Below are 24480 nucleotides of genomic sequence, written 5' to 3'. Positions count from 1 at the left end.
TCTCAGCCCAGCAGGACGTCGTCGTCGCCGAGACGCTTGAGCTCGCGGTAGAGGATCGCGAGTCCGGTCACGATCGCGGCGGCGGATACGGCGGCGTCGATCAGCCGCAGCGTGTCGTTGTCCTGGCGGGCCATCCTCGCCTGCTTGACGACGCTGAGCGCGCCGAAAGCGGTGGTACCCAAGGACATGTACACGCCGGACTTGGACTTCTTGAAGTTCTTGGCCTTCTTAGCCATGGCACTCATAGCGACGGAGCCTCCTCAAGCAGCGGGTGCCCCCACCTTTCCACGAAGGCGGCCTCGACGGCGGCTCCGACCTTGTACAGCCGGTCGTCCTTCATGGCGGGGGCGATGATCTGCAGCCCGACCGGCAGACCGTCCTCCGGCGCCAGGCCGCAGGGCAGCGACATGGCTGCGTTGCCGGCCAGGTTGGTCGGGATGGTGCACAGGTCCGCAAGGTACATCGCCATCGGGTCGTCTGCGCGCTCGCCGATCGGGAAGGCGGTGGTGGGCGTCGTCGGGGAGACGATGACGTCCACCTGCTCGAAGGCCTTCTCGAAGTCCCGCGTGATCAGCGTGCGGACCTTCTGCGCCGAGCCGTAGTACGCGTCGTAGTAGCCGGAGCTCAGCGCGTACGTACCGAGGATGATGCGGCGCTTGACCTCGTCGCCGAAGCCGGCCTCACGGGTGAGCGCGGTGACGTCCTCGGCGGACCGAGTGCCGTCGTCGCCGACCCGCAGGCCGTAGCGCATGGCGTCGAAGCGGGCGAGGTTCGAGGAGCACTCGGACGGCGCGATGAGGTAGTACGCCGAGAGGCCGAGGTCGAAGGACGGGCAGTCCAGCTCGACGACCGTGGCGCCGAGCGACTTCAGCAGCTCGACCGACTCGTTGAAGCGCTGGACGACACCGGCCTGGTAGCCCTCGCCCGAGAACTGCTTCACGACACCGACGCGCATGCCCTGTACGGAGCCGTTGCGCGCGGCCTCGACGACCGGCGGGACCGGGGCGTCGATGGAGGTCGAGTCGAGCGGGTCGTGCCCGGCGATGGCCTCGTGCAGCAGGGCCGCGTCCAGGACCGTACGGGCGCAGGGCCCGCCCTGGTCGAGGGAGGAGGAGAAGGCCACCATGCCGTAGCGGGAGACGCCGCCGTAGGTGGGCTTGACGCCGACGGTGCCGGTGACGGCGGCGGGCTGGCGGATGGAGCCGCCCGTGTCCGTGCCGATGGCGAGCGGGGCCTCGAAGGACGCGAGAGCGGCCGACGAACCGCCGCCGGAGCCGCCCGGGATGCGGGTGAGGTCCCACGGGTTACCGGTGGGACCGTAGGCGCTGTTCTCGGTGGAGGACCCCATGGCGAACTCGTCCATGTTGGTCTTGCCGAGGATCACGACGTCGGCGGCCTTCAGCCGCTTGGTGACGGTCGCGTCGTACGGCGGGACCCAGCCTTCGAGGATCTTCGAGCCGACGGTGGTCGGCATGTCCTCGGTGGTGAAGATGTCCTTCAGCGCGAGCGGGACGCCGGCCAGCGGGCCGAGCTTCTCGCCTGCCGCCTTCTTGGCGTCGACGGCGCGGGCCTGCGCGAGCGCGCCCTCGCGGTCGATGTGCAGGAAGGCGTGGACCTTCTCGTCGACGGCCTCGATCCGGGCCAGGTGGGCCTCGGTGACCTCGACGGCCGTGAGCTCACCCGAAGCGATCTGCGCGGCGATCTCGGCGGCGGTGAGCTTGATGATGGTGCTGATGTCCGTCATGACTTTTTAGTCCTCCCCCAGGATCTGCGGCACCTTGAAACGCTGCTGCTCCTGGGCCGGGGCGCCGGAGAGCGCCTGCGCGGGGGTGAGCGACGGACGGACCTCGTCCGCCCGCATGACGTTCGTCAGCGGCAGCGGGTGGGAGGTCGGCGGTACGTCTTGGTCGGCGACCTCGGAGACGCGGGCGACCGCGCCGATGATGTCGTCGAGCTGACCGGCGAAGTGATCGAGCTCTTCGCCCTTCAGCTCCAGACGCGCCAGCCGGGCGAGGTGGGCGACCTCCTCGCGCGTGATGCCAGGCATGCAGCGATCCTCAGGGGTTGGTGTGTGGTTTTGGCCCAATCCTATGGTGTCGCTTGCACCGGCTACGGCCACCCGTGGAAGACCCGCCCGGCGCTCGACGACAAAGCGGCCGTCGGCACCCGTCAAGCCCGTGCGGCGCTCCAGGACAAAGCGGCCACCGGGCGCCTCCGGTCACCTCACGGCAGCCCCGCGCCCCACGCCCGCCCTACGTCGTCGCGGGCCGCGATTCGACCGCCCGCCCGGACGGCCGCTGCTCCAGCTCGGGCGTCGCCGCAGCGGCCACACTCGCTGCCGCGGCGGCCGCCGCGGCAGCCGCTGCCAGCTCCGCCGGCCGCCGCCATCCGTGCTCGCCGCGCGCCCGCAGCCACGCGGTCGTCTCCTGCGGCGGCATCGCGGCCGCCACCAGCCAACCCTGGACCGCGTCGCAGCCCAGGTCCCGCAGCCGCTCCCACGTCTCGTCGTCCTCGACGCCCTCGGCGACGACCACCAGACCGAGCGAGTGGGCCAGGTCGATCGTGCAGCGGACGATCTCCGCGTCCTCGTGGTCGATGGCGAGCCGGGCCACGAACGACCGGTCGATCTTGAGCTCGCTGACCGGCAGCCGCCGCAGGTGGACCAGCGAGGAGTACCCCGTACCGAAGTCGTCCAGGGACATCTTCACGCCGTGTGCGGTCAGTCCGGCCAGCGTGTCCGCGGCCCGCTGCGGGTCCTCCAGCAACACGTGTTCCGTTATCTCCAGCTGCAGGGCGCCGGGCGGGACGCCGTGCCGGGCCAGCCGGGCCGCGACGCTGCCCGCGAATCCGGGGGTGTGCACATCGCGTGGGGACACGTTGACCGCGACCGGGACGAACAGTCCCTGCGCCCGCCACCGGGCGACCTGCGCCAGCGCCGTCTCCAGGACGTACTCCGTGAGGTGCGGCATCAGCCCGGACGACTCGGCAATGGCGATGAACTCGTCCGGGGGGACCCTCCCCCGCTCCGGATGCACCCAGCGCACCAGCGCCTCCAGGCCGGCCACCTGACCGTCGAACCGGACCTTCGGCTGGTAGTGCAGCTCCACCTCGCCGGCGTCCAGCGCGCGCCGCAGATCACCGAGGAGGCCGAGCCGGTCCGGGGTGTTGCTGTCGCGCTTCGACTCGTACACCTCCACGCCCGTCCGGTCGCGCTTGGCCTGGTACATCGCCACGTCCGCACGCCGGAGCAGCCCCTCCGCGTCCAGCGCGTGGTCGGGGTAGACGGCGACGCCCGCGCTGGCCTCCAGCACCAGCGTGAGTCCGTCGAGGTCCAGTGGTGAGGAGAGCTCGGCCACCAGATGGCGGGCGACGCGCTGGGCACTGGTGGCGGAGTCCGCGGCCGGCAGCAGGACGGCGAACTCGTCGCCTCCGAGCCTCGCCGCCTCCGCGCCGCGCGGCAGGGCGAGCCGCAGCCGGTCCGCTATCTGCAGCAGCAGCCGGTCCCCGGCGAGATGGCCGAGGGTGTCGTTGACCGCCCGGAAGCGGTCGAGGTCGATCAGGACGAGGCCGACCCGGCTGCCGAGGCTCTCGGCCTCCTCCAGCGCCGTCCACGTCCGCTCCAGCAGCCACTGTCTGTTCGGCAGTCCGGTCAGCGGGTCCCGCAGTTGCTCCTCGGCCCTGGCACGGGCGATCCAGAGCGTGGAGTCGAGCGCGATCAGCGGGACCGCGAAGAGGGGCAGCAGGACGGGCATGGCCATCGCGACGACGCAGATCAGCGGTGCGATGCCGAGGAGGGCGACGGCTACCAGCCCCTGCCTCAGCAGCGCGGTGCGGGCGACCGTCGGCAGCCCGCCGCTCTGCGGGGACCGGGCGTACCACAGCAGGACCCGGGTGACGAGGAGATACGTGGAGGCCGCGAGCAGGACTTCCGGGACGGCGTCGATGCCCCAGTCGAGTGGCCGCCAGGGCGATTCGACGGTCTGCACCTCACCGAACGCGGCCAGGACCAGCGCCGCCGCGCCCACGCCCAGGATGTCCACCGCCCCGTGCAGCAGCCCCTGCCACCAGCGGTGCCGCCGTGCCACACCGACGAGGACGACCACGACCAGGCTGACCAGGCCCGCGGGCACCCAGCCGTAGAGGAGCAGCACGGCGAGGGTGAGGGCGGCGCCGGAACCGGTGCCGCCCCACCAGCGGTCGCGGCCGAGCGCGACCAGATGGCCGACGACTATCCCGGTGAGGACGGCGAGCGACCAGCCGGCCTTCCCGTCCGGGAAGAGGGCGTGCCCGCCGCTCACGGTCCGGTAGAAACCGGTCGCGAGCTGGACCGTGGCGAGGGCCACGACGACGGCACCCACTTTGGGCATGAGGCTGACGAAACCTTGCAGCCGCGACCCCGGTGCGGCGTTCTCGGTCGGTTTCATTCCGTCCCTCTCACAGCCGGCGGTGCCGATGTCACCTGATGGTTCCGTTCCGTGCCTCCACGCCCTGTCCCGTGCGGGGGCCGGGTACCGCAGGCGCATCTCCCAACAGTAGGCCGCCGAAGGCGTCCAGGGGCAGCGGTCTACAGCTCTTGCCCGAATGCGAACCGACCATCCGTCAGCATCTGCTATGCGCCGATCGGGTGAATCCGACGGTGCGTCACCCCCTCCTCACCGTCCGGCACACTTCCTTCCGCTCCCCTACTGCTCCTCGACCGGAACCGCGGCCTCGCGCGCCGCGTCGGGCCCCTGTTCGAGCAGCACCGCGAAGCCGTCCTCGTCCAGCACGGGCACCTTCAGCTGCATCGCCTTGTCGTACTTCGATCCGGGGTTGTCGCCGACCACCACGAAGGACGTCTTCTTCGAGACCGAACCGGTGACCTTCGCCCCACGGCTCTGGAGGGCCTCCTTCGCACCGTCCCTGGTGTGCCCGGTCAGGGTGCCGGTCACGACGACGGTGAGCCCTTCGAGCGGCCTCGGCCCCTCCTCCTCGCCGGCGCCCTCGTCCTCCATCCGGACCCCGGCCTCCCGCCACTTGCGCAGGATCTCGCGGTGCCACTCCTCGGCGAACCACTGCTTGACCGAGGCGGCGATGATGGGCCCGACCCCGTCGGCGTCGGACAGCTCCTGCTCGGTGGCCTCGTCGATCCGGTCGATGGACCGGAACTGGCGGGCCAGCTCCTGCGCGGCGACCGGCCCGACATGGCGGATGGAGAGCCCGGTGAGGATCCGGGCCAGCGGGGCCTCCTTCGCCTCGGCGATGGCGTCCAGCATGGCGAGGGCGTTCTTCTTCGGCTCGCCCTGCTGGTTGGCGAAGACCGTCGCGATCTTCTCCTCACCCGTCTTCGGGTCCCGCTTGGGCAGCCCGCTGTCCATGTCGAGGACGTACGCGCGGATGGGCAGCAGCTGCTCGACGGTCAGCCCGAAGAGGTCGCCCTCGTCCCGGAGCGGCGGATCGGCGGGCTCCAGCGGCCGGGTCAGGGCTGCGGCCGCGACGTATCCGAAGTGGTCGATGTCCAGGCACTTGCGACCCGCCAGGTAGGCGACCCGCTCCCGCAGCTGCGCCGGGCAGGAGCGGGCGTTGGGGCAGCGGACGTCGATGTCGGCCTCCTTCATCGGCCGCAGCTCCGTCCCGCACTCGGGGCAGTGGGTGGGCATGACGAAGGCCTGCTCGGTGCCGTCCCGGAGGTCGACGACCGGGCCGAGGATCTCCGGGATCACGTCGCCGGCCTTGCGGAGCACGACGGTGTCGCCGATCAGGACGCCCTTCGCGCGGACCACGTTCTGGTTGTGCAGCGTCGCGAACTCGACCTCGGAGCCCGCCACCTCGACCGGTTCGACCTGGGCGTACGGGGTGACGCGGCCGGTGCGGCCGACGCCGACGCGGATGTTGACCAGCTTGGTGTTGACCTCCTCCGGCGCGTACTTCCAGGCGATCGCCCAGCGCGGGGCGCGGGAGGTGGAGCCGAGCCGGCCCTGGAGCGGGATCTCGTCGAGCTTGACGACGACACCGTCGATCTCGTGCTCCACGGAGTGCCGGTGCTCGCCGAAGTAGGCGATGAACTCCCGCACCCCGGCGAGGGAGTCCACCACCTTGTTGTACTTGGCGGTGGGCAGACCCCACTCGTGAAGCAGCTCGTAGGCGTGCGAGAGGCAGTCGATGTCGAAGCCCTCACGGGCGCCGATGCCGTGGACCACCATGTGCAGCGGCCGGGTGGCGGTGACCTTGGGGTCCTTCTGGCGCAGCGAACCGGCCGCCGCGTTGCGCGGGTTGGCGAAGGGTTTGTCGTCGGCCTCCACCAGCCGGGCGTTCAGCTCCTCGAATCCCTCCATCGGGAAGAAGACCTCGCCGCGGATCTCGACCAGCTCCGGGATCCGGTCGCCCTTCAGCCGGTGCGGGATCTCCGCGATCGTCCGGACGTTGGGCGTGATGTCCTCGCCGGTGCGGCCGTCGCCCCGGGTCGCGGCCCGGGTCAGCAGCCCGTGCTCGTAGGTGAGGTTGACCGCGAGGCCGTCGATCTTGAGCTCGCACAGGAAGTGGTAGCCGGTGGCCCCCACGTCCCGGGCGACTCGCTCGCCCCAGGCGGCCAGCTCCTCGTCGTCGAAGGCGTTGTCCAGGGACAGCATCCGCTCGCGGTGCGCAACGGAGGTGAATTCCGTCCGGTACGGCCCCGCGACCTTCTGGGTCGGCGAGTCCGGCGTGCGCAGCTGCGGGTACTCGTCCTCCAGGGCCTCCAGCTCACGCATCAGCCGGTCGAACTCCGCGTCGCTGACGACCGGCTGGTCGTTCACGTAATAACGGAAGCGGTGCTCCTCGATCTGCTCGGCGAGGAGCGCGTGCCGCTCCCGTGCCTCCGCCGGCACCGCCGTCTCCTGTTCACCTGGCAGTGACGTCTGCTGTTCGCCGGCCATCGTCCCGTCCTCCCGTTACCCAGTACCCCGTTACTCAGGGTTGTCTGCGAGCGATTTCGCGGCCCGGGCGCAGTGGGCGAGCGCGGCACGGGCGTACGCGGGCGAGGCACCCGCGAGACCGCACGAGGGGGTGATCGCCACGGACTCGGTCAGAGTCCCCGGATTCAGCCCCAGCCTGCGCCACAGCGTCCTGACACCCATGACGCTACCGCCCGGGTCCGACAATCCGCCCGAGGCCGGGTCGGTGCCCGGCACCACCCCGAGGAACAGCTGGGTACCGCCCTCGACCGCTTCCCCGATCGCCTCCTCCTCACGCTCGGTGAGCAGGGAGAAATCGAAGGAGATCCCGTCGGTCCCGGCCCGGCGCAGCAGGGCGAACGGCACGTCGGGAGCGCAGGTGTGCACGACCGTGGCTCCGTCTCCGGCCACGCCCAGCACCTCGCGCAGCGTGTCCTCCACGACCTGGCGGTCCACGGCCCGGTAGGTGCGGTAGCCGCTCGCCGTTCTGATCCGCCCGAGCAGGACCCCGGTCAGTGACGGTTCGTCGAGCTGGAGGATCACGCGCGCACCGGGCATCCGGCGCCGCACCTCGGCGAGGTGGTTGCGCAGCCCCTCCGCGAGCGAGCCGGCCAGGTCGCGGCAGGCGCCGGGGTCGCCGAGGACGGCCTCGCCGCTCCGGCGCTCGAGCGCGGCGGCCAGCGTCCACGGCCCGACGGCCTGCACCTTGAGCGGGCCCTCGTACCCCTGGGTGAACTCCTCCAGTGCGTCGAGGTCCTCGCCGAGCCAGGACCGGGCCCGGCGGGTGTCGCGCCCGGGCCGGTCGCTGATGCGCCAGCCGCTCGGCTCGACGTGTCCGTACATCTCGACGAGCAGCCCGATGGTCCGCCCGATCATGTCCGCGCCGGGACCGCGCGCGGGCAGTTCCGCCAGATACGGCACGCCCTGGCCGTCCCCGAAGGAGCCGGTGACGGTCTTCGCCGCCTCCCGTGCGTCCCCTCCGGGCATCGAACCGATTCCGGTGGCCGGGCACCCGCTGAACTTGCTCTTCTCGCTCACGCGGGAAGCCTACGGCGGTTCCCCGCCCGGACCGTCAGCGGCCGGGCGCCTCGTTTCGCCGGCCGGCCCGTCAGCGGCCGGGACGCACCGTGAGGTCGTTGACCTCGGCGTCGCGGGGCAGGTCCAGCGCCATCAGGATCGTGGTGGCGACGGACTCCGGGTCGATCCAGCGCGAGGCGTCGTACTCCTTGCCCTCCTGCTGGTGGACCTTGGCCTGCATGGGGCTGGCGGTGCGACCCGGGTACACGGACGTCACCCGGACCCCGTTCCCGTGCTCCTCGTGGCGCAGCGAGTCGGCCAGCGCCTTCAGTCCGTGCTTGCTCGCAGCGTAGGCGCCCCACTCGGCGTGGGCGGCGAGCCCGGCGCCGGAGTTGACGAAGAGGACGTGGCCCTGGGCGATGCGCAGCTGGGGCAGGAGGAGGCGGGTCAGCTCGGCCGGGGAGACGAGGTTGGCGTTGAGCTGGAAGTGCCAGGCCTTGGGGGTGAGCTCGCCGACGCGGCCGAGTTCGACGACGCCCGCGATGTGCAGCAGCGAGTCCAGCCGCTCCGGCATCGACTGCTGGCCGAAGGCCCAGGAGAGCCGGTCCGGGTTGGACAGGTCGCCGACGATCGTGCGGGCGCCGGGGTGGAGCGCGGCCAGTTCCTTGGCGCGGCCCGCGTCACGGGCCAGGAGGACGAGCTCGTCCCCGCGCTCCGTGAGACGACGGGCGACGGCTGCGCCGATGCCGGAACCGGCACCGGTGATGAGGTGAGTGGACATGCCCCCATCGTCGCACCCGGCACCTGACCGCCCCCACATCACTGCAGGCCGGCCCACTCCTCCAGGTAGGCGAGGGCGCCGACCCCGTCCTTCGCGAAGAACACCAAGTCGGTCAGCGGCAGCGGGAGGAAGCCCTCGTCCTCCATGCGCTGGAACTGCTGGCGCAGACCGTCGTAGAACCCCGCCGTGTTGAGCAGCACGACCGGCTTGGTGTGCTTGCCGTGCTTCTTGAGCTCCAGGATCTCGGTGGCCTCGTCGAGCGTGCCGGTGCCGCCCACCATGATCACGATCGCGTCGGACTTCTCCAGGAGCAGCGCCTTGCGCTCTGCGAGGTCCCCCGCGATCACCATCTCGTCGGCGTTCGTACGCGCCTTGGCGGCCAGGAAGTCCACCGACACCCCGACCAACTTCCCGCCCGCTTCCTGCACGCCGTCGGCGACGACCTTCATCAGTCCGCTCTCCGAACCGCCCCAGACCAGGGTGTGCCCGCCGCGGCCGATCAGTTCGGCGAACTCGCGGGCGGGCAAGGTGTAGCGGTCGTCGAGGTCGGCGGCGGAGAGGAAAACGCAGATCTTCATGGGTGCCACGGTAGAGCCCGGCACCGACAGTGCGGAATCCGGGGAAGAAACCCATGGGTCGCGGGGCTGAGAAGTACATGACTGCCACCCGAGGACACCACATCACCGTCGAGCCCGGCACCGAGCATGTGCGCGTGGTCCGCGACGGAGTGCTGCTCGCCGAGAGCCGGCGCCCGCTCGTCCTGCGCGAGACGGGCTGTCCGGTCCGCTACTACCTGCCGCCCGAGGACGTCCGCACCGAGCTGCTGACGGCGTCGGAGACCGGAACCCACTGCCCGTTCAAGGGAGATGCCTCCTACTGGTCCCGCCCGGATGCGGCCGACCTCGTCTGGGCGTACCCGGACCCGAAGGACGAAGTGGCCGCGATCAAGGACCACTTCTGCTTCTACGACACCGAGACTCTCGCGGACTGAAGGGTCGGCCGCTCGTCAACAACAGTTCTGAGCCGCGAAGAAGAGAAAGTTCGGAAAGTCTTCGCGGAGAGCGATGAGTTTCCGCACGCCCCGCAGTCCACCTCCACATGGACAAGACTCTCTCCCGCGACGGCACCCTGATCGCGTACCGGCGCCGGGGCGAAGGACCGCCGCTGATTCTGGTGAGCGGCGCGCTGGGCACCGCGGTGACCGAGGCCCCGCTGGCCCGTCTCCTCGCGCCGCACTTCGAGGTCGTCACGTACGACCGGCGAGGCCGGGGCGCCAGTGGGGACGGGTCGCCCTACGCGGTGGAGCGCGAGACCGAGGACCTGGCCGCGCTCGCCCGGGCGGTGGGCGGCCGGCCCTCGGTGTTCGGTGTCGGGGCCGGCGGTGCGCTCGCCCTGGAGGCGCAGGCCGCCGGGCTCCCGGTCGCGCGGCTCGCGGTGTACGAGCCGCCGTACACCCCGGGGGCAGCGGGCCTGCTGTTCAAGGCCGGCTGCACGGCCCGGCTGCACCGGCTGCTGTCCGCCGGGGACCGGGGCGGGGCGGTGGAGCTGTTCCTGTCCGTGACGGGGGTCGCGGCCGACACGGTCGCCAGGATGCGGAAGGCGCCGCTGTGGCGGACGCTGGAGTCCGTGGCGCACACCCTCGCGTACGACGACGCGGTGCTGGGCAACGGGGCGGTTCCGGCGGAGCGGTTCGCCTCGGTGACGGCGCGGACCCTGGTGGTCTGCGGCGGCTTCAGCGCGGCCACCGCCAGGACGTCGACCCGCCTGCTGGCGGACGCCCTGCCCCGGGGCCGGCACCGCACCCTGACGGGGCAGACGCGGGAGCTGGCGCCGCAGGTGATCGCTCCGGTCCTGGCGGAGTTCTTCACCCGGGACGTGCACGCGCGCCAGACGTCCTGAGAGCACACCGGGCGGGCCGGGGGGCCAGAGCCCCCCGCGCGGCCACGCCCGTACAGGGGTCGGGCGTTGCCGCGCGGGGCACCGGGGGGCGTTGTCGGGCGCCGAGTGACGGACCGGCCGCACCGGTCAGTCGGAGGTGACCCCCGCCGCCGTCTCCCGCCGCACCGTGGTGGCGATCGTCGCCGACCCGACCACGCGGGTGCCGTCGTACAGCACGACCGCCTGGCCGGGGGCCACGCCCCGTACCGGCTCGGTGAACGCGACGCTGAGCGTCCCGTCCACCAGCTCGGCGCTCACCTCGGTCTCGCCGCCGTGGGCGCGGAGCTGGGCGGTGTACGTGCCGGGGCCTGACGGCGGTGTGCCGCACCAGCGGGGCCTGATCGCCGTCAGGGCGGTCACGTCCAGGGCTTCGACGGGGCCGACGGTCACCGTGTTGTTCACCGGGGAGATGTCCAGGACGTAGCGCGGCTTGCCGTCGGCGGCCGGGTGGCCGATGCGCAGGCCCTTGCGCTGACCGATGGTGAAGCCGAAGGCGCCCTCGTGGGTGCCGAGCTTCGTACCGGACTCGTCCAGGATGTCGCCCTCCGCCTTGCCGCCCAGGCGGTCAGCCAGGAAGCCCTGGGTGTCGCCGTCGGCGATGAAGCAGATGTCGTGGCTGTCGGGCTTCTTGGCGACCGCCAGGCCCCGGCGCTCGGCCTCGGCGCGGATCTCGTCCTTGGTGGTGAGGGTGTCACCGAGCGGGAACATCGCGTGGGCGAGCTGGCGCTCGTCCAGGACGCCGAGGACGTAGCTCTGGTCCTTGGCCATGTCGGAGGCGCGGTGCAGCTCACGGCTGCCGTCCTCGGCGAGGACCACGGTGGCGTAGTGGCCGGTGCAGACCGCGTCGAAGCCGAGCGCCAGGGCCTTGTCGAGCAGGGCCGCGAACTTGATCTTCTCGTTGCAGCGCAGGCACGGGTTGGGGGTGCGCCCCGCCTCGTACTCGGCGACGAAGTCCTCCACGACGTCCTCGCGGAAGCGTTCCGCGAGGTCCCAGACGTAGAAGGGGATGCCGATGACGTCCGCGGCACGGCGGGCGTCCCGGGAGTCCTCGATGGTGCAACAGCCCCGGGCGCCGGTCCGGAAGGACTGCGGGTTCGCGGAGAGGGCGAGGTGCACACCGGTCACGTCGTGGCCCGCCTCGGCGGCGCGGGCCGCCGCGACGGCGGAGTCGACACCGCCCGACATGGCGGCGAGCACACGGAGGGGGCGCTGGGAAGTCTGAGTCATAGCTCCACCAGGGTACGGGTCGCCGGGAACCGAATGCTCGCGGATAAGCGTTGTCGGTCACATGGGGACCAAGGGGACGGCGGGCGCCAAGGGCCCCGCAGGATCGGGGACCGGCAGCGGGATCAGCCGGCGCGCGGTGCTGATCGGCGGCGTCGTCACCGCGGCAGGTACGGCGGCGCTGGCGCGGGAGCAGCTGAAGCGGGCCTGGTGGCGGCTGCCCGGAGTGGAGAAGCCGCGCACACCGGGTGAGGTGGATTACGCACGGGCCACCTGGACGGCTGCCTCCGAGGCGAACTGGCGGCGCGCGGACCGCCCCGACGACTACGACATCGACCGCGTGGTCATCCACGTCACACAGGGCAGCTTCAGCAGCGCGGTCCAGGTCTTCCAGGACCCGGGGCACCGGGCCGCTGCGCACTACGTGGTGCGCAAGGACGGTCATGTGACACAGATGATCCGCGAGCTGGACGTCGCCTTCCACGCGGGCAACCGCTCCTACAACGAACGCAGCGTGGGCATCGAGCACGAGGGCTTCGTGGAACGCCCGCAGGGCTTCACCACGGCGATGTACGGGGCGTCCGCCCGGCTCACCGCGGCGATATGCGCGAGGTACGACATACCGGTGGACCGCGAGCACATCATCGGGCACGTGGAGGTGCCGGGGACCGACCACACGGACCCGGGAAGGGGCTGGGACTGGGACCGCTACATGAAGCTGGTCCGGGCGGCGAAAGTCTGACGGCTGGCAGGCGAAAGAGGCGGCGTCAGCTGAGCCCCGCCGTCCTCGCCCGCTTCACCGCCGGGCCGATCGCCCGCGCCACGTCCTCGACGTCCTGCTTGGTCGAGGTGTGGCCCAGCGAGAACCGCAGGGTGCCACGGGCCAGGTCCGGATCCGTGCCGGTGGCCAGCAGGACGTGGCTGGGCTGGGCGATCCCGGCCGTACAGGCGGAGCCGGTGGAGCATTCGATGCCCTGCGCGTCCAGCAGCAGCAGGAGCGAGTCGCCCTCGCAGCCGGGGAAGGTGAAGTGCGCGTTGGCCGGCAGCCGGCCGCCGGGGGCCGGGTCGCCGCCGAGGACGGCGTCCGGGACCTGAGCCAGGACGGCCGCGGCCAGCTCGTCGCGGAGCCCGCCGATCTCCCGGGCGAAATCCTCTCGCCCGTCGGCCGCGAGCCGTCCCGCGACGGCGAACGCGGCGACGCCGGGCACGTCCAGGGTCCCGGAGCGCACACGGCGCTCCTGTCCTCCGCCGTGCATCACGGGTACGGGGGTGTACTCGCGGCCGAGCAGCAGCGCGCCGACTCCGAACGGGCCGCCGATCTTGTGCGCGCTCACGGTCATCGCGGCGAGTCCGGAGCGGGCGAAGTCGACTTCGAGCTGCCCGAAGGCCTGTACCGCGTCGGCGTGCATGGGGACGTCGAACTCGCGGGCGACCTCGGCCAGTTCACGTACCGGCATGACGGTGCCGATCTCGTTGTTCGCCCACATCACGGTGATCATCGCGACGTCGTCGGGGTTACGGACCAGCGCCTCGCGCAGCACGTCGGGGTGGACGCGGCCGTACCGGTCGACGGGGAGGTACTCGACGGTCGCGCCCTCGTGCTCGGCGAGCCAGTCGACGGCGTCCAGCACCGCGTGGTGCTCGACGGGGCTGGCCAGGACCCGGGTGCGGCGGGGGTCGGCGTCGCGGCGGGCCCAGTACAGGCCCTTCACCGCGAGGTTGTCCGACTCGGTGCCGCCGGAGGTGAGGACCACCTCGCTGGGGCGGGCGCCGAGGGCGTCGGCGAGGGTCTCTCTGGACTCCTCGACGGTGCGGCGGGCCCGGCGCCCGGCGGCGTGGAGTGAGGACGCGTTGCCGGTGACGGCGAGCTGCGCGGTCATCGCCGCGATCGCCTCCGGCAGCATCGGCGTGGTCGCGGCGTGGTCGAGGTAAGCCATGGTGGGCTCGATTCTACGAGCCTGCGGCGGGGCGTACGGCGAGCGCATGGTGTCCCGGTGCCCGCGCACCGCGAAAGGCGGGGTCCGACCCGTCCGGCCCGGAGCCCGGTCCGGAGCCCGATCCGGTCGGGGCGAGCGTCAGGATCCGCGCTCCGTCAGCCGCCGAAGTTCCAGGCGACGACGCCGTTTCCGGTGACGAGGAAGGCGAGGATCACCAGGTCGGCGACGCCGAGCGCGAGCCCGAGCAGGGCGCGGCCGCGACGGGTGGTGGAGCGGGCCAGCGCGACGATCGCCATGACGATGGCCGCCGGGCCGAGCAGAAGGTTCATCACCAGGAGGCCGACGAGGCCGAGGACGAAGGACGCGACGGCGAGACCGTCCGCGTCCCGGGCGGAGCGCCGGGGCGGGGTGGAGTGGGCGGCCGGGGCGGAGGTGTCGTCGACGGGGGGCCGGGCGGTGGCTTCGGAGCGGCGGGTGGATGTGGTGAGTGTCATCGTGCGGACTCCTTCGGATCTGGATGCGCTGCGGTGGACGGCCGGGCGGTCACTGGGAGCGGCGGCGTGCGCCCGTCCGCTCGCGTACGACGAAGACCAGCAGCCAGCAGCCGATCAGGGCGCCGAGCGTGAGGGACAGCGGAAGCGGAATCTGGACCACCGCTCCCAGCACGATCCCCAGCAGGAGCAGGGCGACGACGAGGACGATCATGGTCAGCCTTTCCATGATTGAGAGTACGACTGTTCACTGACTTGTCAGTCTAGACCCGCACTCCCCTTTCCCGCACCAGAGAACAGTTGTTTACTGAATGGCATGAGTCACACCGCCGGCATCCGCCAGACCCAGAAGCTGAAGACACGCCAGGCCCTGCTGGACGCCGCCCTCGGGCTGCTGGAGCACCAGAGTCTGAGCAGCCTGGGACTGCGCGAGGTGACGCGAGCCGTGGGTGTCACGCCCACGGCCTTCTACCGGCACTTCGACGACATCGCCGCGCTCGGGGTGGCTCTGGTCGAGCAGACGCTGGGCAGCCTCCACGGAATGATCGGCGCGATCCTCGCCGAGACCGGCGACAGCGAGGTCCGGCTGGACCGCAGCGTCGATCTGATAGCGCGCCACGTCCGGGAGCAGCCCGCGCACTTCCGCTTCATCGCCCGCGAGCAGCACGGCGGGGTCGGCCCGGTCCGCGAGGCGATCGCCGCCCAGCTCCAGCGGTTCGCCGAGGAAGTGGCGGCGGCGCTGGCGGACGAGCCCGAGTCACGGGGCTGGGACGAGGAGGATCTGCTGATGCTGGGGGGCCTCTACGTCGACCACATGGTGATCACCGCGTCGGCCATGCTGGACGCCGGCCCGGCAGGCGACGCACAGGTGGCCCGCGTCGCCCGCCGCCGCCTGCGGCTGGTCACCCTGGGCCGCCTGCACTGGCTGGACGGACCCGCGCCGGACGCCGGCCCCTGAATCAAGCCCCGCCTCCGGACGCCCCCGGCTCCCGGTCCCCGTACAGCGCCATGACCGCGGCCGCGTGCGCGGCCACCACCGCACGGGCCTCCGGCGGCTCCAGCACCTCGACGTTGGGGCCGAAGGAGAGCAGGGAGCGCGCCCATTCCACCGACTCCACGGCAAGGTCGGCCCGCAGCCACTCGCCGTCCTGTTCATCGGGTCTCGGTCTCCCCGTGAGCACACCCGCGTTCAGCCGCAGGAACAGGTCGAGCCGGGAGCGGTGCACCCGCACCCGCAGGGTGAACTCCCCCTGCCGTTCCTCGACCTGGCGACGCAACTCCTCCCAGACGTGTGTCAGTTCCACGCCGGGCCTGCGCACGACCGGGTCCTCGGTGAGGGTGACCCCCCGCACCCGGTCGGCGCGGTACAGCCGGGGCTCCGCGTCGTGGTCGGCGACCAGGTACCAGACGCCCGCCTTCACCACGAGGCCGTAGGGATCGACGGTGTAGGTGCGGGCCGTCCTCGTACCGCTGTGCCGGTAGCGCAGCCGCAGCCGCCGGTCGGCGAACACGGCGTCGTACAGGTCGGCGATGTCGACGACGGCGCGCGGTCCGCTCATCCAGCGCACCGGGTCCACGAGGATGCGGCGGCTGGTCAGTTCGGCGGCGGGGCGGTGCGGGGCGGGCAGCGCCGCCATCACCTTGCGCAGGGCGGAGGCGATCGCCTCGTCGAGCCCGAGCGCGGCGTGGGCGCCGTCCGCGGCCAGGACGAACAGGGCGCGCGACTCGTCGGCGGTCAGCCCGGTGACGTCGGTACGGAACCCGGGCAGCAGAACGATGCCGCCGTGGCGGCCGCGTTCGGCATAGACGGGCACGCCGGACGCCGAGAGCGCCTCGACGTCCCGGTAGATGGTGCGTACGGAGACGTCGAGGCGCTCGGCCAGCTCGGTGGCGGGCACCAGACGGCGGGTCTGGAGCAGCAGCAGGATCGAGAGCAGCCGGTCGGATTTCACCGGACCAGCATCTCCCGGGCCGGACCGGCGATTCCGGACCGGGGGCGGTGCGGGCCTTCAGCTGCGCGGTGCGCGGGCGAGCTGGCGGGACTGGGCGACCAGCCGGTCGGCGCTGTCCCAGACGTCCGCGTCCTCCTCCAGGAAGCCGCCCGCCAGGTTGCGCGTGGTGATGGAGACACGGAGGGGGCCGGGGGCGGGGCGGCAGCGGATGTGGGTGGTGAGCTCGATGGTCGGGGTCCAGCCCTTGAGCCCGAGCTCGAAGGAGGTCGGCGGCAGCGCGTCGACGGTGAGGAGCAGCGAGAGCGGGTCGGCGTCACGGCCGTCCGCGAGCCCGAACCAGCCGCGCATCTCGCCCTTGCCGGAGGGCTGACCGACGGCCCAGCCGATCGTCGCGGGGTCGAGCTTGATGTCGAGCCGCTCGGTGATCGCGGAGCTGCCGGGGATCGCGGCCGGGCCGTCGCCCGGGCCGAGGCAGTGCTCGCGGGGCGGGATGGCCGGCGGCTTGGCGGACGTGCGGATGTCGTCGGTCAGGGCGTCCAGATCGCCGTAGGTGGCGATGACCCGGATGCGCTCGACCTCGGTGCCGTCGGCGGCGTACTGGAAGAGCGAGGCCTGTCCGGTGGAGAGGGTGCGTCCGGTGCGGACGGTCTGGGTACGGATCACGGCGGGGCCGGGGACGGATGCGGTGAGGTAGTGCGCCGAGACCGAGAAGGGGTCCGGGTGCGGCAGTGCCTCACCGAGTGCGCGGCCGAGCATGGCCAGCAGATAGCCGCCGTTGACCGCGTGGATGATCGTCCAGCCCGCGGAGAGCTCTGCGTCGTAGACGCCTTCCTCGCGGAGGGTGACTGCGGTGTCCCGGTCGAACTCGCTGTCCCCGATGGTCGCCTGCGCGGTCGTTGCCGCCTGCTCTGCTGCCTGTGCCATGGCATGCACGCTACACCGATCGCGTTACTGAGCGGTAGCTTTTGCGCGTCGGTGAGATGACGGCAGCCGGCCTATCCCTCGTCCGGTGTCGCCGAGCGCCGGTTGTAGGCGCGCGGGGCCCGCCAGTGGTAGCGCAGCGCCAGGAGCCGCAGCACGAACGCCGTGAGCACCGCGCAGCCGCTGGTGAAGGCGTTGAGTGCGTCGAAGCGGATGCAGAGCACGATCATGGTCGCCCCGACGATGGCGGGCACCGCGTACAGGTCACGGTCCCAGCGCAGCAGCGACGGCACCTCGTTGGCCAGCACGTCGCGCAGCACACCGCCGCCGACCGCGGTGGCCAGACCGAGCGCCGCCGACGCGGTGAGACCCAGGCCGTAGTCGTACGCCTTCACCGTCCCCGTGACGCAGAAGAGCCCGAGGCCGGCCGCGTCGAAGACGTTGACGCCGAGCTGGATCCGTTCGACCTGCGGGTGCAGGAAGAAGACCAGGCCGGCGGCGAACAGCGGGGTGGTGAAGTACCCGAGGTCCGTGAAGGCGGCGGGCGGCACCGCGCCGATGATCAGGTCACGGAACAGCCCCCCGCCCAGCGCGGTCACCTCGGCGAGCACCGCGATGCCGAAGACATCGAAGTTCTTGCGTACGGCGAGCAGAGCGCCCGAGATCGCGAAGACGAAGATCCCGACGATGTCGAGCGCATGCTGGACGGAGGGCGTGAACAGTTCGTTGAGCACCGGGCAATTGTGCCGGTACTACTCCTTGGGGCTGTCCTCCGAGGCCCCGGAGGCCTCCGACGGCGTCGCGGTTTCGGGCTCCGCGACCGTTTCCGCCTTCGCGACCGCCTCCGGCTCCACGACCGGATCCGCCTTGGCGACCGTGACCAGCTCGACCGCTTCCCGGGCCGCGGCCAGCACCTGCTCCCCCGGCACCTGGTCCGGAGCGTTCTCCGGGTGGTGACAGGCGACCTGGTGGCCGGTCTTCAGCGCGATCAGCGGCGGCTCCTGCGTCTTGCAGATCTCCGTCGCCTTCCAGCACCGGGTGTGGAACCGGCAGCCGCTGGGCGGCGAGATCGGCGAGGGCACATCGCCCTTGAGCAGGATGCGCTCGCTCTTCAGGCCGCGCCGCCGCGGGTCCGGCACCGGCACCGCGGACATCAGGGCCTTGGTGTACGGGTGCATGGGCGCCGAGTACAGCGACTTGCGGTCCGCCAGCTCGACGATCTTGCCCAGGTACATGACCGCGATGCGGTCCGAGACATGGCGGATGACCGAGAGGTCGTGCGCGATGATCACGTACGTGAGCCCGAGCTCGTCCTGGAGGTCGTCCAGCAGGTTGACCACCTGTGCCTGGATCGACACGTCCAGCGCCGAGACCGGCTCGTCGGCGACGACCAGCTTCGGGCGCAGGGCGAGCGCGCGGGCGATGCCGATGCGCTGGCGCTGACCGCCGGAGAACTCGTGCGGGTAGCGGTTGTAGTGCTCGGGGCTGAGCCCGACCAGCGACAGCAGCTCCTGGACGTGGTTCTTGAGACCCCCCTCGGGCTCGACGCCCTGGAGCTTGAACGGCGCGCTCACGATCGTGCCGATCGTGTGCCGCGGGTTCAGCGAGGAGTACGGGTCCTGGAAGATCATCTGGACGTCACGGCGCATCGGCCGCAGCTTCCCCATGGACAGGTGCGTGATGTCCCGGCCCTCGAACTCGACCTTGCCGCCCGTCGGTTCGATCAGCCGGGTGATGAGCCGGCCCATCGTCGACTTGCCGCAGCCGGACTCGCCGACGACGCCCAGGGTCTCCCCCGGGTACACCTCGAAGTCGATCCCGTCGACGGCCTTGACCGCGGCGGTCTGCCGTCCCAGCAGCCCCTTGCGGATCGGGAAGTGCTTGACCAGGCCCTCGACCCTGAGCAGCGGCTCGCGCGAGGAGGTCGCCTGCTCCGGGATCCTCACGTCCTTCTCCAGCACCGGGGGATCCTTCTTCTCGCTCACGTCGCTCACCTCACTCGCCTCGCTCACAGCTTCGGCGCAATCTCTTCGGTCCAGATCCGGGTCCGCTCCTCCGGTGCCATGTGGCAGGCGGAGAAGTGGCCGTCGCCGACCAGTTCCAGCTCGGGACGCGTCGTGCGGGTGACGTTGTCCTCGGGGATGTCCGCGTACGGGCAGCGCGGGTTGAAGGCGCAGCCGCTCGGGACGTTGATCAGCGACGGCGGCTGGCCCTTGACGGGGATCAGCCGCTCGGTCTGCTCACGGTCGATGCGCGGCATCGAGGTGAGCAGGCCCCAGGTGTAGGGGTGCTGGGCCTCGTAGAAGACCTTCTCCGCCGGACCGCGCTCGATGCACCGGCCGCCGTACATCACCAGGAGCTCGTCGGCCATCTCCGCCACGACCCCGAGGTCGTGGGTGATCATGATGACGGCGGAGCCGAACTCCTTCTGCAGGTCCCGGATCAGGTCCAGGATCTGCGCCTGGACGGTGACGTCCAGGGCGGTGGTCGGCTCGTCGGCGATGAGCAGTTCCGGGTTGTTGACCAGGGCCATCGCGATCATGGCGCGCTGGCGCATACCACCGGAGAACTCGTGCGGGTGGGAGTCGACCCGCTTGTGCGGCTCGGGGATGCCGACCCGGTCGAGCATCTCGATGGCGCGGGTGCGGGCGATCTTCTTGCTGACCTTGTTGTGGACCCGGTAGGCCTCCACGATCTGCGAGCCGACCGAGAAGTACGGGTGCATCGCGGAGAGCGGGTCCTGGAAGATCATGGCCATCTTTCGGCCGCGCAGCTCCCGTACCCGGTCGTCGGACGCGCCGAGCAGCTCCTCGCCGTCCAGCCAGACCTCGCCGGAGATACGGGCGTTGGGGGCCGTGCGGTGCAGGCCGAGCACGCCGAGCGAGGTGACGGACTTGCCGGAGCCGGACTCGCCCACGATGCCGAGGGTCTGTCCGGGCTTCACGTCGAAGCTGACGCCGTCGACCGACTTGACCAGCCCGTCGTCGGTCTGGAAGTGGATACGCAGATCCCGTACGGAGAGGAAGGCCTCGTCGTCGCCGGAACGCCGGCCGGCCACCGGCTCGCCCGGCGCCTCGGTCTTGGAAACCTCACTCACGAGAGCCTCACCCTGGGGGTCGATGGCGGCGTACACCAGATCCACCAGCAGATTGCAGATGACGATGAAGAAGGCGGCGACGAGGGTCACGCCCATGACGATCGGAAGGTCGTTCTCCTGCACGCTCTTGATGGCGTACTGGCCGAGTCCGGGGAAGGAGAACACGGTCTCGGTGATGACGGCGCCTCCGACCAGCAGACCGAAGTCCATTCCGAAGATGGTCACGATGGGGGTGAGCGCGGCCCGCAGGCCGTGCTTGCCGATGACCCGGCTCTCCTTGAGGCCCTTGGCACGGGCGGTACGGATGTAGTCCTCGCCCATCGTCTCCAGCATCCCGGCTCTGGTGATGCGGGCGTAGAGCGCGGAATAGAGGAAGGCCAGGGAACACCACGGGATCAGCAGGTTCCACGCCCAGTCCAGCGGACTGTCCGTGAACGGGACGTAGTTGACGCCTTCCCAGATGGGCCATTGCACCGTCAGCACACCCAGCGCGAGCATGCCGGTGAAGAAGATCGGCAGGGAGACACCGGCGAGCGCGACGCCCATGAAGAAGCGGTCGAGGATCGAGCCCCGCTTCAGCGCGGAGACGACTCCGATCGCCACACCGCTGATCAGCCAGATCACCGCGGCACCGATGGCCAGCGAGAACGTGACCGGGATACGCGCGGTCAGCTCGGGCCACACCTCGATGTGACGCTTGAAGGAGTAGCCGAAGCACGGCACGCCGCAGTGCGTGGCCTCGGGGCCGAACTGGAAGTCGGCGCCGACGAAGAGCTGCTTGAGGAAGTGCCAGTACTGGATGTACAGCGGCTGGTCGAGGCCGAGGTTCTGCTTGACCGCGAGGATGGACTGCGGATTGGCGTCCTTGCCCACGTACTGGGCTGCCAATTGGTCCATCGTCTGCCCGGCCAGTCGGGGGACGAGGAAGAAGATCGCGAAGGTGACTGCGCTGACGATCAACAGCAGCAGTACCGCGCCGAAGACGCGTCGGATGATGTACGCAGCCACAGCTATCCGGCGCCGGTATCTGCTCGCCGGGGGCTACCCATGCGTTCGGACACCGTGCCTTCACCTGCCTTTCGGGACAATTCTGGGGGTCCGGAGGCCGCTTCCCGGGCCGCGTGCGCGGCCCGGGAAGCGGGGCCGTTCCTACTTGGCGGAACCCATCAGCACGTAGTCGTACATGCCGAGGTAGGCCTGCGTGACCGTGACGTTCGTCGCGGACACCGGGCGGAGCAGCAGGTTCTTGCGGTAGATCAGCGGCACAGCGGTGGCGCCTTCGGCGACAGCCCTGTCGACGTTGGCCCAGGCCTTCGCACGGGCGGCGTCGTCGGTGTTGGCGATGCCCTCGTTGAGCAGCTTGTTGATCTTCGGGTCGTTCAGTTCCTGGACGTTGTTACCACCGGACGGCTTGATGGCCGAGCCGTTGATGATCTGGTCCAGGAAGCCGAAGCCGGTCGGCCAGTCAGCACCCCAGGCGCTCATGATCATGCCGAGCTTGTTCGCGTGCACGTAGCTCGGGTTGCCCGCGAAGTTCTGGAAGTACTTGCCCGCCGGGAAGGTCTTGATCTCGGCGTTGACGCCGATCTTCTTCAGCGAAGCCTGCACCGCGGTGACCATGGCCATCTCGGCGGGGCGGTCGGAGCGGGCCGAGATCTTGGTGTCGAAGCCGTTCGGCTTGCCACACTGCTTCAGCTCGTCCTTGGCCTTGGCCTCGTCGCCCTTGTGGCCGGCGGACTCGTACTGGTCGAACTTCTCGTAGCCGTTGACCGTCGGCGGCAGCAGGGTCGTCGCGACGTCACCCTTGGGGTCGCCACCCTGGGCGGCCTGGACCGACGCCTTGTCGATGCCCCACTGCACGGCCTTGCGGCAGTGGATGTTGTCGAACGGCGCGACGTTGACGTTCAGACCGATGTACGAGGTGGCACCCGCGTACGAGTTGTCGATCTGCTTCTTCAGGTCGGCCTTGGTGAGGACCTTCGGCTGGGTCGCCGGGGCGACACCGGTGCCGGCACCGTCAACGGTGATGTTGTCGGCGAGCAGGTTGTTGTCGACCGTCTCCTGCTTGACCTTGAAGCGGACCGTCACCTTGTCCGGCAGCGCCGGGCGGATCGGGTCGGTCTTCGGGTCCCAGTTCGTGTTGCGGACGAGGGTCGCGCCGCGGCCCTCGTCGTACGACTCGAACTTGTACGGGCCCGAGGACACGATGTGCTTCACATAGTCGGCACCCTTGTCCTTCGCGGCCGGCACGGGGGCCGTCTGCGAGAAGGTCGCCAGGTAGTCGAAGTCCGCGAAGGCGTCCTTCAGCTTGAAGACGATCGTGGTGTCGTCCGGCGTCTCGATGGAGGCGATGCCGTTCGGGTTCTTGTCCTTGTACGGGCCCTTGTACTTGTCGCCACCGACGAGGTGGGCCTTGAAGTACGTCGGGCCGTTGGACAGGGCCTCCGGCGCGAAGTTGGAGCGCTCGACGGCGTACTTGACGTCCTTCGAGGTGATCGGGGTCCCGTCCTCGTACTTGAGACCCTTCTTCAGCGTGTACGTCCAGGTCTTCGCGTCCGGGCTCGCCTTGCCGAGGCCCTCGGCGAGGTCCGGGACGATCTCCAGACCCTCCTTGCCGGCAGCCGGCTTGAAGGACGTCAGGGTACGGCCGTACAGGCGGGCGAAGTTCTGCACCCAGCCGTAGTACGTGTTGCCGGGGTCCAGCGAGTCGGGCTCGTCGGACATCTCCAGCTTGAGAGTCCCGCCCTTCTTGTCGGACTTGTTGACGATCGAGGTCAGCGCGGCGTCAGTGGCTCCGGCGCTGCTGCCGCCGTCCTTGCCGCCGCCGTTGTCGTCCTTGGAGCCGTTGCACGCGGACGCTCCCAGCATCAGGACCACAGCCGTAGCGACCAACGCTGTCGTTTTTCTGGTCTTCACCTGAGGAAATCCCCCTCAATCGATGGTTGCCGTGGCATGTCGCACGTGACGAGCGCCCGGGCACTACTTACTACGGGGGTCGAGCGCATCACGCAGCCCGTCTCCCAGCAGGTTGAACGCCAGGACCGTGACGAAAATGGCCACGCCCGGCACGATCATGTACATCGGGTCGTTCTCGTAGAAGTCGATCGCGTTGGTCAGCATCCCGCCCCAGGAGGACTGCGGCGGCGCGATACCGACACCGAGATAGCTGAGGCCCGCCTCGAAGAGGATGTTCGAGGGGATGAGCAGCGTGGAGTAGACGAGAACGGGCGCCACCAGGTTGGGCAGCAGCTCCCGGAAGAGAATGAAGGGGCCACGGGCACCCAACGACCGTGCCGCCTCGACGAATTCACGATTGCGCAGGCTCATGGTCTGGGCGCGGACGATGCGACCCATGTAGGGCCAGCTGAAGAAGCCGATCACGAAGATCAGGACCGCGATCCTCAGTGGCAGCCCTTCCAGGCCGAACGCGCCGTCCTGCAGCGCCGCCGAGATGGAGATCGCGAAGAGCAGCAGCGGGAACGCGAGGAAGGTGTCCATCATGCGGCTGATGACGGTGTCCACCCAGCCGCCGTAGAAGCCGGAGACCACACCGAAGAAGACGCCGATCACCACGGAGAGCAGGGTGGCTCCGACCGCGACGACCAGGGACACCCAGGAGCCCTCGATGATGCGGGTCATGATGTCGCGGCCGTACTGCGGCTCGACACCGAGCGGGTGGCTCCAGCTGATGCCGCCCCAGTCGCCCTTGGGGGCGAGCAGTGCCGGGTCGATGAGGTCCTGGTGGAACTCGTTGGGGTCCAGGCCGAAGACGGCCTGAATCGGCTTGGAGAGCACGGCGAGCAGGATCAGCAGGATGACAACGATGCCGCCGGCCACTGCCACCTTGTCGCGCTTGAAGCGCGTCCAGGCGATCCGTCCGAGCGAACGGCCCTCGATCTGGCTCTGTTTCACTCCCGTGAGTACTGCCTCCGGCTGCGCCTGGGCAGCCGGTCCGGTGGTCTCGATCGGTGCGGTCACAGTGCCTCTGACCCCTCCCGCCGGCGGTGGCCGGCCCCTACTCGCCGCGGTAACGGCCTGGCGCGTGTCAGCCGAGGCGCTTGACTCGACTGATGTGTTCGATGCGATGAATGCGTCTGTGGAGTGACCGCCGGTGCAACCTCGTACAAAGGGCGGACGATCCCCACTAGCCGGGAGTCTTCAATGCCGTCGTGATCACCCGCCAGACCTGGCGGGGAATGTTTGCTCAAACG

At 70.5% G+C, this 24480-nt stretch carries 23 protein-coding genes and 1 pseudogene; 4 read left to right on the top strand and 20 right to left on the bottom strand.

The features are described 5' to 3' along the window. Positions 1-2: 2 nt before the first annotated feature. The 8 genes from SH922_RS28505 to SH922_RS28470 form a co-directional block, all read right to left on the bottom strand. Entirely contained in the window at positions 3-245 is a 243-nt protein-coding gene (locus SH922_RS28505; RefSeq protein ID WP_393060826.1) for a hypothetical protein, read from the bottom strand. Next, entirely contained in the window at positions 242-1744 is a 1503-nt protein-coding gene (gatA, locus tag SH922_RS28500) for an Asp-tRNA(Asn)/Glu-tRNA(Gln) amidotransferase subunit GatA (RefSeq protein ID WP_393060824.1), read from the bottom strand. The genes SH922_RS28505 and gatA overlap by 4 nt, the downstream gene beginning before the upstream one ends. Positions 1745-1750: 6 nt before the next feature. After that, positions 1751-2047, bottom strand: coding sequence for an Asp-tRNA(Asn)/Glu-tRNA(Gln) amidotransferase subunit GatC (gene gatC / locus SH922_RS28495; protein ID WP_003966094.1), 297 nt, complete (start codon positions 2045-2047; stop codon positions 1751-1753). A gap of 205 nt (positions 2048-2252) precedes the next feature. Further along, a complete protein-coding gene (locus tag SH922_RS28490) occupies positions 2253-4367 on the bottom strand; it encodes a putative bifunctional diguanylate cyclase/phosphodiesterase (protein WP_393060822.1) in 2115 nt (704 codons plus the stop codon). Between the two features lie 315 nt (positions 4368-4682). Beyond that, the gene (gene ligA, locus SH922_RS28485; protein ID WP_393060820.1) at positions 4683-6893 is read right to left on the bottom strand and encodes an NAD-dependent DNA ligase LigA; all 2211 of its coding nucleotides are present in this window, start codon (positions 6891-6893) and stop codon (positions 4683-4685) included. 30 nt (positions 6894-6923) lie between these two features. Further along, a complete protein-coding gene (locus tag SH922_RS28480) occupies positions 6924-7949 on the bottom strand; it encodes a methionine synthase (protein WP_393060818.1) in 1026 nt (341 codons plus the stop codon). Positions 7950-8019: 70 nt separating this feature from the next. Next, positions 8020-8709, bottom strand: a complete 690-nt coding sequence (locus tag SH922_RS28475) for an SDR family oxidoreductase (protein ID WP_393060816.1) — start codon at positions 8707-8709, stop codon at positions 8020-8022. Positions 8710-8747: 38 nt separating this feature from the next. Then, positions 8748-9287 (bottom strand): TIGR00730 family Rossman fold protein, encoded by a 540-nt coding sequence (locus SH922_RS28470; RefSeq protein WP_393060814.1) that lies wholly within the window; start codon positions 9285-9287, stop codon positions 8748-8750. 77 nt (positions 9288-9364) lie between these two features. Between SH922_RS28470 and SH922_RS28465 the strand changes: the two genes are divergently transcribed. Together SH922_RS28465 and SH922_RS28460 are read left to right on the top strand one after the other, a co-directional pair. Further along, positions 9365-9700: a DUF427 domain-containing protein gene (locus SH922_RS28465; protein WP_393060812.1), complete on the top strand. Its 336-nt coding sequence runs from the start codon at positions 9365-9367 to the stop codon at positions 9698-9700. A 107-nt stretch (positions 9701-9807) separates the two neighbouring features. Continuing rightward, on the top strand, positions 9808-10608 hold the full coding sequence (locus SH922_RS28460; RefSeq protein WP_393060810.1) for an alpha/beta fold hydrolase: 801 nt from the start codon (positions 9808-9810) through the stop codon (positions 10606-10608). Positions 10609-10734: 126 nt separating this feature from the next. On the opposite strand, the gene mnmA is transcribed toward SH922_RS28460, so the two are convergent. Beyond that, positions 10735-11874, bottom strand: coding sequence for a tRNA 2-thiouridine(34) synthase MnmA (gene mnmA / locus SH922_RS28455; RefSeq protein WP_393060808.1), 1140 nt, complete (start codon positions 11872-11874; stop codon positions 10735-10737). Between the two features lie 61 nt (positions 11875-11935). Here mnmA and SH922_RS28450 point away from each other — a divergent pair, with 61 nt between their 5' ends. Continuing rightward, positions 11936-12613 (top strand): N-acetylmuramoyl-L-alanine amidase, encoded by a 678-nt coding sequence (locus SH922_RS28450; RefSeq protein WP_393060806.1) that lies wholly within the window; start codon positions 11936-11938, stop codon positions 12611-12613. A gap of 25 nt (positions 12614-12638) precedes the next feature. Here SH922_RS28450 and SH922_RS28445 read toward each other — a convergent pair whose 3' ends face one another. The 3 genes from SH922_RS28445 to SH922_RS28435 all read right to left on the bottom strand — a co-directional run bounded on the left by SH922_RS28445 (position 12639) and on the right by SH922_RS28435 (position 14528). Beyond that, the gene (locus SH922_RS28445) at positions 12639-13808 is read right to left on the bottom strand and encodes a cysteine desulfurase family protein (protein ID WP_393060804.1); all 1170 of its coding nucleotides are present in this window, start codon (positions 13806-13808) and stop codon (positions 12639-12641) included. 155 nt (positions 13809-13963) lie between these two features. Next, positions 13964-14302 (bottom strand): DUF4190 domain-containing protein, encoded by a 339-nt coding sequence (locus tag SH922_RS28440; protein ID WP_393060802.1) that lies wholly within the window; start codon positions 14300-14302, stop codon positions 13964-13966. Between the two features lie 49 nt (positions 14303-14351). Further along, positions 14352-14528, bottom strand: coding sequence for a hypothetical protein (locus tag SH922_RS28435; RefSeq protein ID WP_393063841.1), 177 nt, complete (start codon positions 14526-14528; stop codon positions 14352-14354). A gap of 87 nt (positions 14529-14615) precedes the next feature. Between SH922_RS28435 and SH922_RS28430 the strand changes: the two genes are divergently transcribed. Further along, a complete protein-coding gene (locus SH922_RS28430; RefSeq protein ID WP_393060800.1) occupies positions 14616-15257 on the top strand; it encodes a TetR family transcriptional regulator in 642 nt (213 codons plus the stop codon). 1 nt (position 15258) lies between these two features. Here SH922_RS28430 and SH922_RS28425 read toward each other — a convergent pair whose 3' ends face one another. The 8 genes and pseudogenes from SH922_RS28425 to SH922_RS28390 form a co-directional block, all read right to left on the bottom strand. After that, the gene (locus SH922_RS28425; RefSeq protein WP_393060798.1) at positions 15259-16251 is read right to left on the bottom strand and encodes a helix-turn-helix transcriptional regulator; all 993 of its coding nucleotides are present in this window, start codon (positions 16249-16251) and stop codon (positions 15259-15261) included. Between the two features lie 57 nt (positions 16252-16308). Next, positions 16309-17175: a thioesterase family protein gene (locus SH922_RS28420; RefSeq protein ID WP_393060796.1), complete on the bottom strand. Its 867-nt coding sequence runs from the start codon at positions 17173-17175 to the stop codon at positions 16309-16311. 71 nt (positions 17176-17246) lie between these two features. Next, a complete protein-coding gene (locus SH922_RS28415) occupies positions 17247-17906 on the bottom strand; it encodes a trimeric intracellular cation channel family protein (RefSeq protein WP_393060794.1) in 660 nt (219 codons plus the stop codon). An 18-nt stretch (positions 17907-17924) separates the two neighbouring features. Beyond that, positions 17925-19157 (bottom strand): ABC transporter ATP-binding protein, encoded by a 1233-nt coding sequence (locus SH922_RS28410; protein ID WP_393060791.1) that lies wholly within the window; start codon positions 19155-19157, stop codon positions 17925-17927. A gap of 23 nt (positions 19158-19180) precedes the next feature. Further along, positions 19181-20269, bottom strand: a complete 1089-nt coding sequence (locus SH922_RS28405) for an ABC transporter ATP-binding protein (RefSeq protein ID WP_393063716.1) — start codon at positions 20267-20269, stop codon at positions 19181-19183. A gap of 75 nt (positions 20270-20344) precedes the next feature. After that, a pseudogene (locus tag SH922_RS28400) lies at positions 20345-21277 on the bottom strand (ABC transporter permease); the annotation flags it as partial. A 141-nt stretch (positions 21278-21418) separates the two neighbouring features. Continuing rightward, the gene (locus SH922_RS28395) at positions 21419-23137 is read right to left on the bottom strand and encodes an ABC transporter substrate-binding protein (RefSeq protein WP_393063715.1); all 1719 of its coding nucleotides are present in this window, start codon (positions 23135-23137) and stop codon (positions 21419-21421) included. A gap of 111 nt (positions 23138-23248) precedes the next feature. Next, complete coding sequence (locus SH922_RS28390; RefSeq protein ID WP_393060789.1) at positions 23249-24247, bottom strand: ABC transporter permease; 999 nt, start codon at positions 24245-24247, stop codon at positions 23249-23251. Positions 24248-24480: the final 233 nt, after the last annotated feature.

The sequence above is a fragment of the Streptomyces sp. LN549 genome, from assembly GCF_043203805.1.
In the GTDB taxonomy this organism is placed as follows: Bacteria; Actinomycetota; Actinomycetes; order Streptomycetales; family Streptomycetaceae; genus Streptomyces.
This window is presented reverse-complemented; position numbering and strand designations above follow the sequence as displayed.